The organism is Nonomuraea rosea (assembly GCF_039539705.1).
In the GTDB taxonomy this organism is placed as follows: domain Bacteria; phylum Actinomycetota; class Actinomycetes; order Streptosporangiales; family Streptosporangiaceae; genus Nonomuraea; species Nonomuraea rosea.
This window is the reverse complement of the sequence record NZ_BAABDQ010000002.1, coordinates 349,358-364,546: the sequence shown is the minus strand read 5'-3', so window position 1 is coordinate 364,546 and position 15,189 is coordinate 349,358. Positions and strand designations below refer to the sequence as shown.

The 15,189-nt window shown below is 71.7% G+C and carries 16 protein-coding genes; 6 read left to right on the top strand and 10 right to left on the bottom strand.

The annotated features are described in order from the left end of the window. The first annotated feature begins 227 nt into the window (after positions 1-227). On the top strand, positions 228-1,241 hold the full coding sequence (locus ABEA43_RS05630; RefSeq protein ID WP_345559370.1) for a LacI family DNA-binding transcriptional regulator: 1,014 nt from the start codon (positions 228-230) through the stop codon (positions 1,239-1,241). A gap of 191 nt (positions 1,242-1,432) precedes the next feature. Further along, positions 1,433-1,978, top strand: coding sequence for an NUDIX hydrolase (locus ABEA43_RS05625; protein WP_345559368.1), 546 nt, complete (start codon positions 1,433-1,435; stop codon positions 1,976-1,978). 80 nt (positions 1,979-2,058) lie between these two features. Here ABEA43_RS05625 and ABEA43_RS05620 read toward each other — a convergent pair whose 3' ends face one another. Beyond that, on the bottom strand, positions 2,059-2,682 hold the full coding sequence (locus ABEA43_RS05620) for a TetR/AcrR family transcriptional regulator (RefSeq protein WP_345559366.1): 624 nt from the start codon (positions 2,680-2,682) through the stop codon (positions 2,059-2,061). 72 nt (positions 2,683-2,754) lie between these two features. On the opposite strand from ABEA43_RS05620, the gene ABEA43_RS05615 reads away from it, so the two are divergent. Together ABEA43_RS05615 and ABEA43_RS05610 are read left to right on the top strand one after the other, a co-directional pair. Beyond that, positions 2,755-3,159 carry a nuclear transport factor 2 family protein gene (locus ABEA43_RS05615; RefSeq protein WP_345559365.1) on the top strand — a complete coding sequence of 135 codons (405 nt, stop codon included), beginning with the start codon at positions 2,755-2,757 and terminating at the stop codon, positions 3,157-3,159. A gap of 87 nt (positions 3,160-3,246) precedes the next feature. Beyond that, positions 3,247-4,080 carry a GntR family transcriptional regulator gene (locus ABEA43_RS05610; RefSeq protein ID WP_345559363.1) on the top strand — a complete coding sequence of 278 codons (834 nt, stop codon included), beginning with the start codon at positions 3,247-3,249 and terminating at the stop codon, positions 4,078-4,080. A gap of 117 nt (positions 4,081-4,197) precedes the next feature. Here the strand turns inward: ABEA43_RS05610 and trpA are convergent, their stop codons facing one another. After that, entirely contained in the window at positions 4,198-5,025 is an 828-nt protein-coding gene (gene trpA / locus ABEA43_RS05605; RefSeq protein WP_345559361.1) for a tryptophan synthase subunit alpha, read from the bottom strand. Then, positions 5,022-6,377 (bottom strand): tryptophan synthase subunit beta, encoded by a 1,356-nt coding sequence (trpB, locus tag ABEA43_RS05600; protein WP_345559359.1) that lies wholly within the window; start codon positions 6,375-6,377, stop codon positions 5,022-5,024. Before trpB ends, trpA begins: the two co-directional genes overlap by 4 nt. 247 nt (positions 6,378-6,624) lie before the next feature. On the opposite strand from trpB, the gene ABEA43_RS05595 reads away from it, so the two are divergent. Further along, on the top strand, positions 6,625-7,527 hold the full coding sequence (locus tag ABEA43_RS05595) for a TauD/TfdA dioxygenase family protein (RefSeq protein WP_345559357.1): 903 nt from the start codon (positions 6,625-6,627) through the stop codon (positions 7,525-7,527). A gap of 273 nt (positions 7,528-7,800) precedes the next feature. Here the strand turns inward: ABEA43_RS05595 and ABEA43_RS05590 are convergent, their stop codons facing one another. The 7 genes from ABEA43_RS05590 to ABEA43_RS05560 all read right to left on the bottom strand — a co-directional run bounded on the left by ABEA43_RS05590 (position 7,801) and on the right by ABEA43_RS05560 (position 14,747). Then, entirely contained in the window at positions 7,801-8,280 is a 480-nt protein-coding gene (locus ABEA43_RS05590) for a flavin reductase family protein (RefSeq protein ID WP_345559848.1), read from the bottom strand. 281 nt (positions 8,281-8,561) lie between these two features. Further along, on the bottom strand, positions 8,562-9,083 hold the full coding sequence (locus ABEA43_RS05585) for an NADPH-dependent FMN reductase (RefSeq protein WP_345559355.1): 522 nt from the start codon (positions 9,081-9,083) through the stop codon (positions 8,562-8,564). Then, positions 9,080-10,411 (bottom strand): LLM class flavin-dependent oxidoreductase, encoded by a 1,332-nt coding sequence (locus tag ABEA43_RS05580; protein ID WP_345559353.1) that lies wholly within the window; start codon positions 10,409-10,411, stop codon positions 9,080-9,082. Before ABEA43_RS05580 ends, ABEA43_RS05585 begins: the two co-directional genes overlap by 4 nt. After that, the gene (locus tag ABEA43_RS05575) at positions 10,408-11,364 is read right to left on the bottom strand and encodes an ABC transporter permease (protein ID WP_345559351.1); all 957 of its coding nucleotides are present in this window, start codon (positions 11,362-11,364) and stop codon (positions 10,408-10,410) included. The genes ABEA43_RS05580 and ABEA43_RS05575 overlap by 4 nt, the downstream gene beginning before the upstream one ends. Continuing rightward, the gene (locus tag ABEA43_RS05570; RefSeq protein WP_345559349.1) at positions 11,357-12,163 is read right to left on the bottom strand and encodes an ABC transporter ATP-binding protein; all 807 of its coding nucleotides are present in this window, start codon (positions 12,161-12,163) and stop codon (positions 11,357-11,359) included. The genes ABEA43_RS05575 and ABEA43_RS05570 overlap by 8 nt, the downstream gene beginning before the upstream one ends. Beyond that, on the bottom strand, positions 12,160-13,179 hold the full coding sequence (locus ABEA43_RS05565; protein WP_345559347.1) for an ABC transporter substrate-binding protein: 1,020 nt from the start codon (positions 13,177-13,179) through the stop codon (positions 12,160-12,162). The genes ABEA43_RS05570 and ABEA43_RS05565 overlap by 4 nt, the downstream gene beginning before the upstream one ends. 236 nt (positions 13,180-13,415) lie before the next feature. Beyond that, on the bottom strand, positions 13,416-14,747 hold the full coding sequence (locus ABEA43_RS05560) for a lanthionine synthetase LanC family protein (protein WP_345559345.1): 1,332 nt from the start codon (positions 14,745-14,747) through the stop codon (positions 13,416-13,418). 106 nt (positions 14,748-14,853) lie between these two features. On the opposite strand from ABEA43_RS05560, the gene ABEA43_RS05555 reads away from it, so the two are divergent. After that, on the top strand, positions 14,854-15,186 hold the full coding sequence (locus ABEA43_RS05555; protein WP_345559343.1) for a putative quinol monooxygenase: 333 nt from the start codon (positions 14,854-14,856) through the stop codon (positions 15,184-15,186). Positions 15,187-15,189: the final 3 nt, after the last annotated feature.

Here is a 15,189-nt window from a genome sequence, read left to right as displayed (position 1 = left end):
CGACCGCCGGAAGGGGGGAAATCGCGACAAAGGAACGGCGGCCGTCGCGGGTCACTCCCGGCGGGCCACCCTGTCGGCCTTCCTGCCCCGCCGCCCCGGCCAAGCCCCGTACGGGGAGGGCACATTCCGGCGACCGCCGTGGATGAGCGCGGGCCGCAGCCCGCGAAAATGGGCGAGTGGCGGATCGGCAGGCGCTCTAGAGTGGGGACGAGCAGGGGGAGGAACCGATGTCTAGCCGCTCTGGGCGCGTCACCCTGGCCACGATCGCCGCCTCGGCCGGCGTGTCCGTGGCCACCGTGTCGAAGGTACTCAACGACCGCAGGGACGTCGCCCCGGACACCCGGGCGCTGGTGCAGTCCCTCCTCGTGAAGCACGGCTATGTCGCCGCCTCCGCACGTCGCAGGGCCGAGCGGCCACCCACGGTCGAGGTGCAGGTGAACGGTGGGCTGTGCGCCTACGTCACCGAGATTCTCAAGGGCGTGATCAAAGCCGGGAACGAAGCGGGCGTGGCGGTCATCGTCACCGACGGCGACGGCATGACCGACGGTGGCACCGCCTGGGCCCGCGCCCTGGTCGCCGCCGAGCGGCGCGCGCTCATCACCGTGTGCGGCGAGCCGAGCCCGGCGCAGCTCGCCACGCTGTCGCGGGCCCGCCTGCCGGTGGTGGTCGTCGACCCGGTGGACCAGCCGCAGGGTCTCGTGACCAGCGTCGGCCCGACCAACTTCGCCGGCGGCCTGGCCGCCACGCAGCATCTGCTGGCTCTGGGGCATCGCCGCATCGCCTATCTGGGCGGCCCCGCGTCGGCGAGCTTCAGCCAGGCGCGCATGCACGGATTCCGGGCCGCCATGGAAGCCGCGGGCGCGCCCGTGCTGCCCGATCACGTACGCATGGGCGGATATTGCTATGACGACGGGCTGAGGGAGGCCGCGGTCCTGCTCGGCCTGCGGCCCGAGCCGACGGCCATCTTCGCGGCCTCCGAGGAGATCGCCCTGGGCGCCGTGCACGCGGCCGCGTCCCGCGGGCTGCGGGTGCCCGACGACCTGAGCATCGTCGGCTTCGACGACACCGAGCTCGCCGTCATGGCGTCGCCGCGGCTGACCACCGTACGCCAGCCGTTGCTCAAGATGGGGGTGATCGCCCTGCGCACCGCGCTGCGCCGGGCCGCCGGCGAGGAGGTCGAGTCCCGCCACATCGAGCTCGCGACCGAGCTGGTCGTACGCGAATCGAGCCGGGCCGCCTGAAAGGGCCTCTCGACACCCTCGGACCGGGACGCCTCTTCCCCGTCAAAAGCCATTCATAGGGCTACACTCCACATGACTCCCGTAGCGCTCAAACGCCCAGCAGAGCGCACGATTCTGGCATGTAGGAGCTTTCCCCCGAAGTCCGGCAGTCGATTGCGGGGACCCCGTCAGACCTACTTCCATGGGATGTCATGACCGTCACCCACGAGCAAATTCGCGCCGTCCTGGCGGACTATCTCGACGCCCACCCCGACCGGGCACCGGGTGTCGCCAGGCTGACCCATTCTCTCGGCCCCGGCCTCGACATCGCCTCACGCAAGACCTTCCCGCTCCACGTCACCTGCAGCGCCGCCGCCGTGGACGACGCCGGCCGGATCCTGATGACCCATCATCGGGCGCTTAACCGCTGGCTGCTGCCCGGTGGCCACATCGAGCCCGGGGACGACAGCCTCTACGCCACGGCCCTGCGCGCGCTGGAGGAGGAGACGGGCATCGCCTGGCGGCACGCCGTCTCCCTGCCCGCGCCCGGCATCGCGCCCGTGGACATCGAGCTCCATCAGGTCCCCGCGGACCCGGCGAGCGGCGAGCCCGAGCACTGGCATGCGGACTTCCGGTTCGCCGTCCGGGTCAGGGACACGGCGGTCACGCTCCAGTTCAGCGAGCTGACGGCGTTCTCCTGGCGCCAGTCGGCCGACCTGCCGGCGCCGCGCCTGGCCATCCGGATCGCCGCGTTCTGAGGTCGGAAGCCAGGGGTCGCCGCGGTCAGGGAGCCCGGACCGCGGCGGCTCCGGCCTGGGCACTCAGCCGACGACGGCGATCATCGTGATTCCGCTCCGGGAACCCCCACCAGCTTGACGAGGAACCGCTCGACCTGCTCCGCCAGCGGCGGCCACGGGTGGTCCGGCTGGTTGAGGCGCATCGACACGGCTCCGTGCACGGCCGCCCGCAGGTCGAGCGCGATCAGCGCGGCGTCGTCCACCGGAACGAGCCCGGCGCCCATGCAGCTCCGCACGGCTTCGGCGGTCCGGTCCCCGAGCTCCCGCTTGAAGGCCATGTCGGCCCGCTGGTTGAGCGTGCTCTCGTGCAGCACCTTGTACAGCCCCGGGTGCGCGTACGCCCAACCCGCCAGCACGAGGATGCGCGCGCGGAGCTTGGCCACCGGATCGCCCGCATCCGACTCCGCGGCGTCGATCGCGCGCGTCAGCTCCTGGTGACCGCGCTCCAGAGCGGTCAGGACGAGGGCGTCCCGGTCGGAGAAGTGCAGGTAGACGGACGTGGCGGCGGTGCCGACCGCGCGCGCGACCGCGCGCATCGACAGGGCCTGGTCGTCGCCGAGGCCGTCGAGCAGCTCCAGGGTGGCCGCGACGATCTCCTCGCGCAACCGCTCGCCCTGTCCGCGCGGGTTACGGCCGCGGGTCCTGGTCTCGGCTGCGTCGTTCATGAAAGGCATTGTACGAAGACGCATGTAAGACTACAGTCGTAGCGCTACAGCCGTTCACTTAAGGAGTGACCTATGAGCGCCGCCCTGCAGTCAGCGCAGCCGCAGCTTGAGGCGAACAAGAGAACCGTGCTCGAGTTCTACGAGACCGCGTTCAACCGGAAGGACGCCGACGCCGCGAGCGCGTTCGTCGGAGAGCCCTACATCCAGCACAACCCGCAGATCGGCGACGGGGTGGCGGGACTCCAGGCCCGGCTGCGCCAGCTCAAGACCGCGTTTCCCGAGCTGCGCGTGCAGGTCAAGCGGATGGTCGCGGAAGGCGCGTACGTGACCGCGCACGTTCACGCGGTCCGCGTGCCCGGCCAGCGCGGCGTGGCCATCATGGACGTGTTCCGGCTGGAGGACGGCAAGCTGGTCGAGCACTGGGACGTCATGCAGGACATCCCCGAGCAGAGCCAGAATTCCAACGGGATGTTCTGAAGAGCGCGGACCGAGCCGAGCCGGGCGCGATCGGGCGGGCGGCGACAATAGGCTGTGGCGTTGGAGCTTGTCAGCAGGGAGACGCACATGCCGACGTTCCCCCAGGGGAAACCGCGGCCGCACCTCGCGGGGTCGCAGGGGGGCGAGCCGAAATATCAGGCGATCTACCGTGATCTGCTTGAGCAGATCGACGGCGGCGAGTTCGAGCCCGGCCAGCCGCTGCCCTCGCAGCGGGAGCTCGGCGCCCACTACGGCGTGAGCCTCATGACGGTGCGCCAGGCGCTGCAGCGGCTCAGCGCGGAAGGGCGGATCGAGCAGCGCCACGGTCTCGGCACGTTCGTCGCGGGGACCGTGATCCCCTACCAGATGAACAGCCTGGGCAGCCTCGCCGACGATCTCGCGCGGCAGGGGATCGAGCTGGAGACGGTGGTGCTGGGGGTACGCCGTGCGCAGCCGCCTGGGCCGGTGCGGGCGGAGCTGCGGCTCGCCGCGCACGCCGAGGTCACGGTCGTCGAACGGCTGCGCGTCGTGAGCGGCTCCCCCGTGATCCACCAGCTCTCGTACGTCCCGCTCTCCCTGACCGTGACGTCCTCGGGGGGTGGGCGGCCCACGCCGTTCCTGGAGTCCTTGGCGGAAGGGGAGCTCGAACGCACGCCCCTCTACACGCTCATCGAGGAGCGGTGCGGCGTCTCGCCGGCGTGGGCGACGGAGGCCGTCAAGCCCGTGGTGCTGTCGGAGGAGCAGGCCGCTCTGCTGAGCCAGCCGGCCGGGAGCGCCGCGTTGCTGAGCACGCGGGTGACCTTCGACGCGGACGACCGGCCGGTGCTGGTGGACCGGGCGCTGATGTGCGCGTCCCACATCGTCTTCACCACCAGACGCCAGGTGCCGCAACCGGCCGTCTCCCTCCGCCTGGACGCCTGAGCCCCGTCCTGGACGCCCGGACGCCTGGACGCCCGGACGCCTGGACGCCCGGACGCGTGGACGCCGCCTCGACGCCCAGAGCCGGACGCCCGGACGCGGCCACAGGTGGCCGCTCGGCTATGTGCGGGCGCTCAAGGGGCGGCCGGGGACCGGGCGTCGTCGTACGCCCGCCGCGAGGTCGCGGGCCACCGCCGCCACCGCCGCCACGCCCGATGCCGCGTCCGGTGCGTTCATCAGCGCGCGGACGAAGGCCGAGCCCACGATCACTCCGTCGGCGAACGCGGCGACCTCCGCCGCCTGATCCCCGTTCCCGACCCCCAGCCCCACGCACACCGGCAGGTCGGTGACCTCCTTCGTACGCGCGACCAGGTCCTTCGCGCCCGCACCCACCAGCGCCCGCTCCCCCGTCACCCCCATCAGCGAAGCCGCGTACAGGAAGCCGCGCGACGACCGCGCCGCGCGGGCCAGGCGCTCGGGGGTCGAGGTCGGCGCGACCAGGTGGACGCGGTCGAGCCCGTGCCTCTCGGCCGCCGCATGCCAGCCGGCGGCCTCGTCGGGGATGAGGTCGGGCGTGATCATCCCGGCCCCGCCCGCCGCCGCCAGGTCGGCCGCGAACGCGTCCACCCCGTAGCGGTCGATCACCGTCCAGTACGTCATGACGAGCGCGGGAATCCCGTCCGCCGCCAGCTCGCGGACGGCGGTGAGCGCGTCGGCCGGAGTGACCCCGCCCGCGAGCGCCGCCTCGGTGGCGCGCTGGATGAGGGGCCCGTCCATGAGCGGATCCGAGTACGGCAGCCCCACCTCCACCACGTCCACCCCGCCCGCGACCATCGCCTTCATCGCCGCCACCGACGTGCCCACGTCGGGGAAGCCGACCGGGAGGTATCCGAAGAGCGCCGCGCGCCCCTCACTCCCGGCCCGCTCGACGATCGCCCGCACGCTCACGCGCCACTCCCCTCGTCCACCAGCACCCCGGAATCACGAGCGTCCAGCGACCCACGGTCGCGGTCGCGGTCGCGGTCGTCCAGTGACCCACGATCGCGGTCGTCCAACAGCCCACGATCGCGGCCGTCCAACGGCCCGGCGTCGCCGTCGTCCAGCAGGCCGAAGTAGCGGGCGGCCGTGTCCATGTCCTTGTCGCCGCGCCCGGACAGGCTGACCAGCACGAGGCCGTCCGGCCCCAGCCGCCGGCCCTCCCTGATGGCCCCGGCCAGCGCGTGCGCGCTCTCGATGGCCGGGATGATCCCCTCGGTACGGCACAGCAGCCGGAACGCCTCCATCGCCTCCGCGTCCCCGACCGATTCGTAGCGGGCCCTGCCGAGGTCGTGCAGCCAGGCATGCTGCGGCCCCACCCCGGGATAGTCCAGCCCCGCGGAGATCGAGTGGCTCTCCAGCGTCTGGCCGTGCTCATCTTGCAGGACGAACGTCCGGCTCCCGTGCAGGATGCCGGGCGAGCCGCCCGAGACGGCCGAGGCGTGCCTGCCCGTCCCCACCCCGTCTCCCCCGGCCTCCAGTCCCACCAGCTCGACCCCCGGGTCGTCCAGGAAGGCGTGGAAGATGCCGATCGCGTTCGAGCCGCCGCCCACGCAGGCGCACACGACGTCCGGCAGGCGGCCCGTCAGCCCGAGGACCTGCTGGCGCGCTTCCACGCCGATGACCTCCTGGAACGTGCGTACCATCGTCGGGAACGGATGCGGTCCCGCCACGGAGCCGATCAGGTAGTGGGTGTGCTCGACGTTGGCCACCCAGTCGCGCATGGCCTCGTTCATGGCGTCCTTGAGGGTGCGCGAGCCCGACGTCACGGGGACGACCTCGGCGCCGAGCAGGCGCATGCGGACGACGTTCAGGGCCTGGCGCCGCATGTCCACCTCGCCCATGTAGACGACGGCCTCCAGCCCGAGCAGGGCGGCGGCCGTGGCGGCGGCCACGCCGTGCTGGCCGGCGCCGGTCTCGGCGATGATCCTGCGCTTGCCCATGCGCGCGGTGAGCAATGCCTGACCGAGCACATTGTTGATCTTGTGCGACCCGGTGTGGTTGAGGTCTTCGCGCTTGAGCAGGACGCGCGCGTTCCCGGCGTGCGCGGCGAAGGCCGGCGCCTCGGTGATCAGGCTCGGCCGCCCCGAGTACGTGCGATGCAGCCCCTCCAGCCGCGCGGTGAACTCCGGGTCGGCCAGCGCCTCCCGGTAGCCGAGATCCAGCTCGTCCAGGGCCGCCACCAGGGCCTCGGGAGCGAACCTGCCCCCGAACCCGCCGAAGTACGGTCCCGCCCGATCGGCGAGCACCTGCTTGTCAGCCATGGTCGTCCCTCCGGAGTTCTAGTGTTCTAGAACAGTTGTAGCCGCCCCGCGCCCCATGCGTCAACCATCGGTAAAACCCTAATTCCCTACCAGTTAGATTGACATCACAGGGCGGGCGATCTACGTTGGGGAACGTGACGACCACGGCTCTGACGATCCGGGGCCACGTGGACTTCTGCCGCGTGGCCAGCGCGCTCTGTCCCTCCTTCCGTCCCCAGCACATCCCTCTTACGGAAGGAAACAACCCATGTCATCCCTGTCCATCGTCCCCGTCGCGGGCCGCATAGGCGCCGAGATCTCCGGCGTGCGGCTCGGCGGCGACCTGCCCCCGGGCGTGTTGGCGGAGATCCGCCTGGCCCTGCTCGGCCACAAGGTGGTCTTCTTCCGCGGCCAGGACCACCTCGACGAGCAGAGCCAGGTGGCCTTCGCCCGGCTGCTCGGCGAGCCGACCGCCGCCCATCCCACCGTGCCCTCGCTCGACGGCAACGGCCACATCCTCGACCTCGACTACCGCAACGGCCACAAGGTGGACCGCTGGCACACCGACGTGACGTTCGTGGACCGGCCGCCGCTGGCCTCGGTGCTGCGCGCGATCACCGTCCCCGCCGCCGGCGGCGACACGCTGTGGGCCAACACCGTGACGGCGTACGAGCACCTGCCCGCCGCGCTGCGCGCCCTGCTCGATCAGCTGCGGGCCGTGCACACCAACCAGTACGACTACGGCCGCGTCGCCACCGCGGACGACCCGGACCGGGCTCGCAAGTACGCCGAGGTGTTCGCCTCGACGGTGTTCGAGACCGAGCACCCGGTCGTGCGCGTGCACCCGGAGACCGGCGAGCGTTCGATCCTGCTGGGCGACTTCGCCAAGCGCCTGGCGGGGTTCACCGCGCACGACTCCGCCGCGCTGATCCGGCTGATCCAGGAGCACGTCACCGAGGTGGAGAACACCGTGCGCTGGCGCTGGTCGCCCGGCGACGTGGCCATCTGGGACAACCGGGCGACGCAGCACCGGGTGGTCCACGACTTCGGTGACCGGCCGCGGCGGCTGCACCGGGTCACGATCGCGGGCGAGGTGCCGGTCGGGGTGGACGGCCGCCCCAGCACGGTGCTGACCGGCGACGCGGCGGCCTATTCGCCGATCGCCGCCTGAGCTCCCCCCTGTGTGGCCCCGGCCCCAATGACGTGGCCGGGGCCACACGAGTGCGCTCGTACGGCCCTTGAGCAGGCGAGCTCCAGGAGCCCTGGGAGGCCTCCGAACGCGGGGACGTCGGCGCCGAGCACGCGATCTACGCTGCGGACGCGATCCTGAACTACCCGCAGTCGGGCGAGCGTTTCAACGGCCGGTCAATGATCCAAGTGGCCTGCCGCTCGCTGCGTCACGTCGCAGCGCATGCGGCAGGCCGAAAGCTCACAGAACGTCCGCTTACGGGTGGGGCAGGAAGCGGCCGAAGCGGCCCTGGTGGTAGAGCAGGGGCCGGCCCTGCCCGTGCACCCTGGCCTCGGCGACCAGCCCGACGACCAGGATGTGGTCGCCCACGTCCACGGTCTCGTGCGGCAGGCAGATCAGGTGCGCGGAGACGTCCTGGAGCAGCGGCGTGCCCAGCGGGCCCGGCCGCCACCTGGTGGGCTCGGCGAAGCGGTCCACGTCCTTGCGCGCGAACCTCGACGCCAGCTCCGCCTGGTCGCCGGCCAGCACGTTCACCGCGAAGTGATCGGCCGCGCGCAACGAGGGCCAGGTGGTCGAGGAGCGGTCCACGTAGAACGACACCAGCGGCGGATCCAGGCTCACGGACGAGAACGACGTCGCCGTCAGCCCGACCGGGATGCCGTCGCTCTGCGCGGTGATGACCACGACGCCGGCCGCGTGCACGGCCAGGGCGCGCCGGTAACCGTCGGCGTCCACTCCCCGTCCCGGCCGCCGCCGGTCCGCAGGCGACGGCGCACGGCGGGGCTCCCCCGGCGAGCCGGGCTCCCACCCCGAGCCCGGTTCCCGTCGCGAAAGGCCGGGCTCGCCGCGCGACGGACCGGCCTCGCCGCGCGACGGACCGGGCTCGCCGCGCGACGGACCGGGCTCGCCGCGCGACGGGCCGGGCTCCCTCGACGCGCGGCCCCGGGCGGGGCGCGCTTCTCTCGACGGCGGCAGCCGGAGGTCCTTGACCGGCCGGAGCTCCGGCCTGGTCTCCGTCATCGGAACGCTCCTTCCCCGACCACCGCGGCCACCTGCGCCGCGACCCGGTCGGCCCAGGTCGCCAGCACCTCCTCCACCTGCGGGATCTGCGACTCCAGCACCGCCAGCCCCGGCGTCGGCACGACGGCGCCCAGCTCCACGAGCAGCGGGCGCAGATGCACCTCCACCGCCAGCGAGTGCTTCGGATCCCCCATGACCAGCAGCGGCAGCGCCGCCTTCCCGGCCAGCGCGTCCAGCGGCAGCCGGTCCGCGAACGCCTTGAGCAGCCCGGTGTAGGTCCCCTTGTAGGTCGGGCTGGCCACCACCAGCACGCTCGCCTCGCGCACCAGGCTCAGCGCCGCCGCCACCTCGGCGGACGGGTCGGCCGAGAGCAGCTGCGGCCCGAACACGGACAAATCCACCACCTCGTACGGCTCAGCCGCCCCGATCCGGCGGCCGATCGCCTGGGCGGCCGCGGCGGCCACGGTCAGGGTCCTGGAGCCGGGACGGGGGTTGCCGACCAGCGTGACGATGCTCATCGCGCCACCGCCACTTCGCGCGGCGCGGCGTACCGGGAGGCGGGTCTTTCCAGGCCGTAGTTGCCGCGCAGTGTGCGGGCCTCGTACTCGTACCGGAACAGGCCCCTGACCTGCAGCTCAGGCACGACGTAGTCCACAAAGTCGGACAGGCCGCCGGGCAGGATCGGCGGCATGATGTTGAACCCGTCGGCCGCCTCGTTGAGGAACCACTCCTGGAGCTGGTCGGCGATCTGCTCGGGTGTCCCGGCCACGACCCGGTGGCCGCGACCGCCCGCCAGGCGGCCGAGCAGTTGCCTGACCGTGAGGCCTTCGCGCCTGGCCAGGTCGACCACGAGCTTGCGGCGGCTCTGCGCGCCCTCGGTCTCGACGGAGACGTCGGGCAGCGGCCGGTCGAGCGCGTCCTCGGTCAGCTCGATGCCGGTCATGGTGGAGAGCTGCGCCAGGCCGTACGCGGGGATGATGAGGTCCTCCAGCTCCTTCTCCAGCCGCAGCGCCTCGCGCTCGGTCGAGCCGATGATCGGCGAGATGCCCGGCAGGACGAGCAGCTCGTCGGCCCGCCTCCCGTGCGCCGCCAGCCGGCGCTTCAGATCGGCGTAGAACTCCTGGCCCTCCGCGAGCGTCTGCTGAGCGGTGAAGACGGCCTCGGCGTGGCGGGCGGCGAACTCCTTGCCCGCCTCCGACGACCCGGCCTGCACGAGGAGCGGATGGCCCTGGGGCGAGCGTGCGGTGTTCAGCGGGCCGCGGACCGCGAAGTGCTCGCCCGCGTGCTCGATCGCGTGGATCTTGCCGGTGTCGGCATAGTGGCCGCCGACCCGGTCGCCCACGATGGCGTCGTCCTCCCAGCTGTCCCACAACTTGCGGGTGACCTCCAGGAACTCGGTGGCCCTGGCGTAGCGGTCGGCGTGCGCGGGGCGTTCGAGGCCGAAGTTGCGGGCCTCGGCCTCGCCGGCGGAGGTGACGATGTTCCAGCCGGCCCGGCCGCCGCTGATGTGGTCGAGCGAGGCGAACTTGCGCGCCACGTGGAAGGGCTCGTTGTACGTCGTCGACACGGTGGCGATGAGGCCGATGTGGTCGGTGACGGCGGCCAGGGCGGACAGGAGCGTGAGGGGTTCGAGGCCGCCCAGGGCGTTGTGCCGCACGTTGCCGTGCAGGGCCACGCCGTCGGCCAGGAAGACGGAGTCGAGCTTGCCGCGCTCGGCGATCCTGGCCAGCTCCTGGTAGTGGCGGACGTCGGTGAGGCGGGCCGGCTCGGTGCGCGGGTGCCGCCAGGCCGCCTCGTGGTGGCCGACGCCCATGAGGAAGGCGTTCAGGTGGAGCTTTCTCGTCACGTGGTCCTCCAGGTGGAGAAGCGGCGCTCGACGCCGACCAGCAGCAGGTTGAACAGCAGGCCGAGCACGGAGATGGTGATGATCCCGGCGTACATGTCGGGGATGCGGAAGCTGGACTGGGTGTCGAGGATCAGGTAGCCGAGCCCGGCCTTGGCGCCGACCATCTCGGCGAACAGCAGGACGAGGATCGAGTACGCGCCCGCCAGCCGCACGCCGGTGAAGATGGTCGGCACGGCGGCGGGCAGGATGACCTTCTGGAACAGGCGCACCGGCCCCAGGCCCATGGACCTGGCCGACTTGATGAGCAGCGGTTCGACGGTCTTCACCCCGCTGATGGTGTTCAGCAGGATCGGCCAGGCGCACGCGTACAGCACGAACGTGACCTTCGTCGTCTCCCCGATGCCGAGGATCAGCGTGAACACCGGCAGCAGCGCCACCGCCGAGGTGTTGCGGAACAGCTCCAGCAGCGGGGTGAGGAAGTTCGCGACCGGGCGGTACCAGCCGATCAGCAGGCCGAGCGGGATGGCGAACAGGATGGCCAGGCCGAAGCCGGCCAGCGAGCGGGCCAGCGACGCCTGGAGGTGCTCGGAGAGCTGCCCGCCGATCAGCAGGTCGTACCAGGCGACGAGGTTCTCCGAGAGCGGGGGCACGAAGACCGGGTCGACCACGCCGAGCCTGGGCAGGACCTCCCAGGCGGCGAGGAGGAGCAGGATGGCCGTGGAGTTCGTGGCCGCCCGCCTGGCCGTCCTGCCGAAGGCCCGCTTCCTGCGCGGCGCCGGAGGAAGCGCGGCAGCGGCCCGGCCGGGCTCGCCGGGGTCGAAGTCGCGCTCGGGACCGGGCTCGTCGGAGTCGAAGTCACCCTCGGAGCCGGGCTCGGCCTCGTCGTCAGGGAGGTCGTACCAGTGGACGTCGCCGGGGAGCCGCTCGCTCACCGCGGGTGTCGTGTCAGCCATGGGAGGTGACCACCCTTCGCTCCTGCGCCTGGGCCGCCGCGACCTCGTCGCGCAGCAGGCTCCACACGTGATGGCGGTACTCGCCGAAGACCGGGTCCGCGCGCAGGTCGCCCTCGCGGGAGTCGAAGCGCACCTCGATGATCTCCTTGATCCGGCCGGGCCGCGACGTCATCACGGCGACCCGCTGGCCCAGGTAGACGGCCTCGTCGATGCCGTGGGTGATGAAGATGGCGGTCTTGCCGGTCTGCTCCCAGACGTGGACGAGCTCCTCCTGCAGCGACTCGCGCGTCTGGGCGTCCAGCGCGGCGAACGGCTCGTCCATCAGCAGCACGTCCGGGTCGAAGGCTAGGCTGCGGGCGATGGCCACGCGCTGCCGCATGCCGCCGGACAGCTCGTGCGGGTAGCGGTCCTCGAACCCGGTCAGGCCCACGAGCGCGAGGTGTTCCCTGGCCCGCCGGGCGCGTTCCTTCCTGGGGACGGACTTGGCCTCCAGCCCGAACTCGACGTTGGCCTGCGCGGTGCGCCACGGGAAGAGGGCGTACTGCTGGAAGACGATGCCGCGGTCGAGCCCCGGGCCGGCGACCGGCGTGCCGTCGATGAGGATCTCGCCGGCGGTCGGCTCGGTGAGCCCGGCGACCAGGTCGAGGAGGGTGGACTTGCCGCAGCCGCTGGGGCCCACGAGCGTGAGGAACTCGCCCTCGCGCACGTTGAGGTCGATGCCGGACAGCGCGGTGAACGGCTCGGGGGCGTCGCGGACCTGGAACGTCTTGGTGGCGTTCCTGATGCTGATCTTGGTCATGAGGCGCTCCCGCCGGCGTAGGGGTTGTACGCGTTGGTGTAGAGGTCGGCGGCCTTGACCTGGCCCGGCTTGATCTCGCCTTCGCGCTCCAGCCAGCCGATCCACGTCTCGAACTCCTTGGCGGCGATGACCCCGCCCTGGCCGGCGATGCCGGTGCTCTTCCAGAACCGGACGACGTCCGTGGTCTCGTTGCGGCCGCGCTTCTCGATGATCTGCACGAACTTGGCGACGACCTCCTCGCGTGGGTGGGTCTGCGCCCATTCGACGGCCTTGGCGAAGCCGGTCACGAACGTCTTGGTGGTGGCCGGGTTCGCGGCGATGAAGTCCTCGCGCAGGACGACGGATCCGGCGGTGAACGGGCCGAACAGCTCGACGTCGGTGAACAGGGGGCGGAGCCCGCCGCGTTCGAGCGCCTTGTCCTTGAGCACTCCGCCGAGGGTGCCGGCGTCGAGCTGGCCCTGGCGCAGGGTCTGCTCGGTGTTGACCGGCGGGACGACGACGAGCTGCACCTGCTTGATCTCCTCCGGCGTCAGCCCCTGGCGCTTGAGGTATTCCTTGATGACGGCCTCGTGGTGGGCGCCGAGGGTGTTGACGCCGATCTTCTTGCCGATCAGGTCGCGGGCGGTCTTGATCGGGCTGTTCTCCGTCACGTAGTAGCCGTTGAAGCTCTCCTTGTCGGAGCCGTAGTAGCCGATCACCGCCTTGATCGGCGCCTTGGCCGCCTTGAGCTTGACGATCGCGCCGTCGAAGGCGCCGCCGAAGTCGGTCTGGCCGGTCGCCGCCGACTGGATGTCCTGCGGGCCCGAGGTGGTGTTGCCCACCCACTTGAGCTGGAGGTCGCCGAGATAGCCGAGCTCGTCGGCCAGCTCGGGGTAGGTGACGGTGCCGGCGTTGCCCTGGTAGCGCAGCACCTTCACCTCGGTCTGTCCGGGTCTCGCCGCTCCCTCGGCCGCGCCGCAGCCGGCCAGCAGGGCAGGCAGCAGCAGGGCGAGGAGGGCTGGTCTGATCTTGATCACGATGGTTCCTCTGCGGGAACGCGCCGATGCCGGCGCAGGGGGGAACGAGGTCGGCTCGAAACTCGTGATCAGCGACACTGCGCGCTGGCGACGTGGCCGAAGTCCACGTGCGGGCGCCGGGTCAGATAAAGGCCCTGGCTCATGCCTACGAAACTACGAGGCACGATCGATAAAGTCAACATTTCCTACTTGGGATACATGAATTAGGGAGACGAAGGTCCCTCTCCGGCGTCGCGTCAGCCGCGCAGGGCCGACGGCGGGACGGGGATGGCGGGGAACGGGTTGTCGGGCAGCAGGATCACCCGGCGGGCCTGCTCGGCCTGCCCGGCGGCGTCCAGGTGGAGCAGCGCCGCGCCGATGCCGGCCGCGCCCACCATGTAGCCGGTGTCGGCGGTCACCTCGCCGGGCCGCAGCCGCCGGTAGGCCTGGTACCAGCGGTAGCCACGCCCGTCGTGGTCGCTCGCCCGGCCGATCAGGTCGGACGCGAGCGTGCGGGCGTACTCCAGGTGGGACACCTGCCCGGTCGCCGCCCACAGGCCGACGAAGAGCTCGATCAGCCCGGCCGTGCCGCAACACTGACAGGCCACGTTCCAGTAGCCCTCGGTACGGCGATGCGGGACCCCGCTCTTGACGATGCCGTGGGCCAGCCGCTGCACCCAGTCCAGGTCGCCCGCGTCGCCCCCCACCCGGTACAGCTCGTAGAACATCCGGGCCACGCCCGCGGAGCCGGAACAGAAGCCCAGGTAGTGCAGCCCGCGCGCCTGCGGCACGTGGTGCGGGACGACCGCGCAGGCGCCGGTCACGACGCTGATCTGGCGGACGAAGTCGGCGCCGCTGCGGGCCGCGAACATGAAGCGCTCGTCGCCCGTCACCCCGTACAGGCGGGCGAGCAGGAACGCCGTGCCCGCCGTGCCGGCCAGGAAGCCGGGCGTGACGGCGTCGACCGGCAGGTCGGCGCAGTCGCCGAAGCGGTGGCCCGGCACGGGCAGCCTGGCGATGCGCAGGCCCGCCTCGACCGCCGCCTCCTCGTACGCGGGCACGCCCAGATGGGTGGCGGCGCGCAGCAGCCCGAGCATGATGCCGCCCTCGCCGCGCTGCGCCGGGTCGCGCGACCAGCTGACGCCCTCGGCGGAGGCGCGGCCCCGTCGCACGATCAGATCGGCGATGGCCCTGGCCTCGGCCTCGAAGCGGTCCTCGCCGAGCACCCAACCGGCCTCCATGAGCGCGATCATCGTGCCGGTCAGCCCGTGGTAGAGCGAGAGGTCGTCCTGTTCCCGCCAGGTGTCGGCGAGCCTGCGGGCTCCCGCGCGCGCGTCCTCCAGGTACGCCTCATGGCCGGTCGCGGCCGCCAGCTCCAGGAAGAACAGCACGATGCCCGCAGCCCCCGAGTAGAGGGACCAGGGCTCAGGGGTGACCGCCGAACCGCCACGCGGATCGGGATTGGCCACCCAGCGCCTGCCGTGCTCGTCATCGGCCGCAGCGGATCTGATCCACCGGCCCGCCAGGATGGCTGCGGTCAGCGGAGAATCGGCACGGGCACTCGACGGACGGATCCTGTCCAGACTCACTCTGTGATTGTCCCACACATTTGGTAGGGATTTGGGATAACTCGATGACGGCCGCTATCCCGCTAGTCTCGACGCGTAGCGCCGCCGAGTCCATGGAGTCACGTCGATGATCTTCATTACCGCCAAGTTCCGTATTGTGCCCGAACACGCCGACCGGTGGCCAGAGATCTCCGCCGAATTCACCGAGGCGACCCGCGCCGAAGAGGGCTGCCTGTGGTTCGACTGGTCGCGCAGCATCGCCGACCCCGCGGAATACGTCCTGGTCGAGGCGTTCCGCGACGACGCGGCCGGGGCGGCGCACGTCCAGTCCGGCCACTTCAAGCAGGCGCAGCAGACGTTGCCGCCCTACCTGCTGGAGACGCCGCGGATCGTGAACGCGTCCGTCCCGCAGGACGACTGGTCCCTGCTCGGGGAGATGGCCGTCCCCGAGCGGGACTGACGC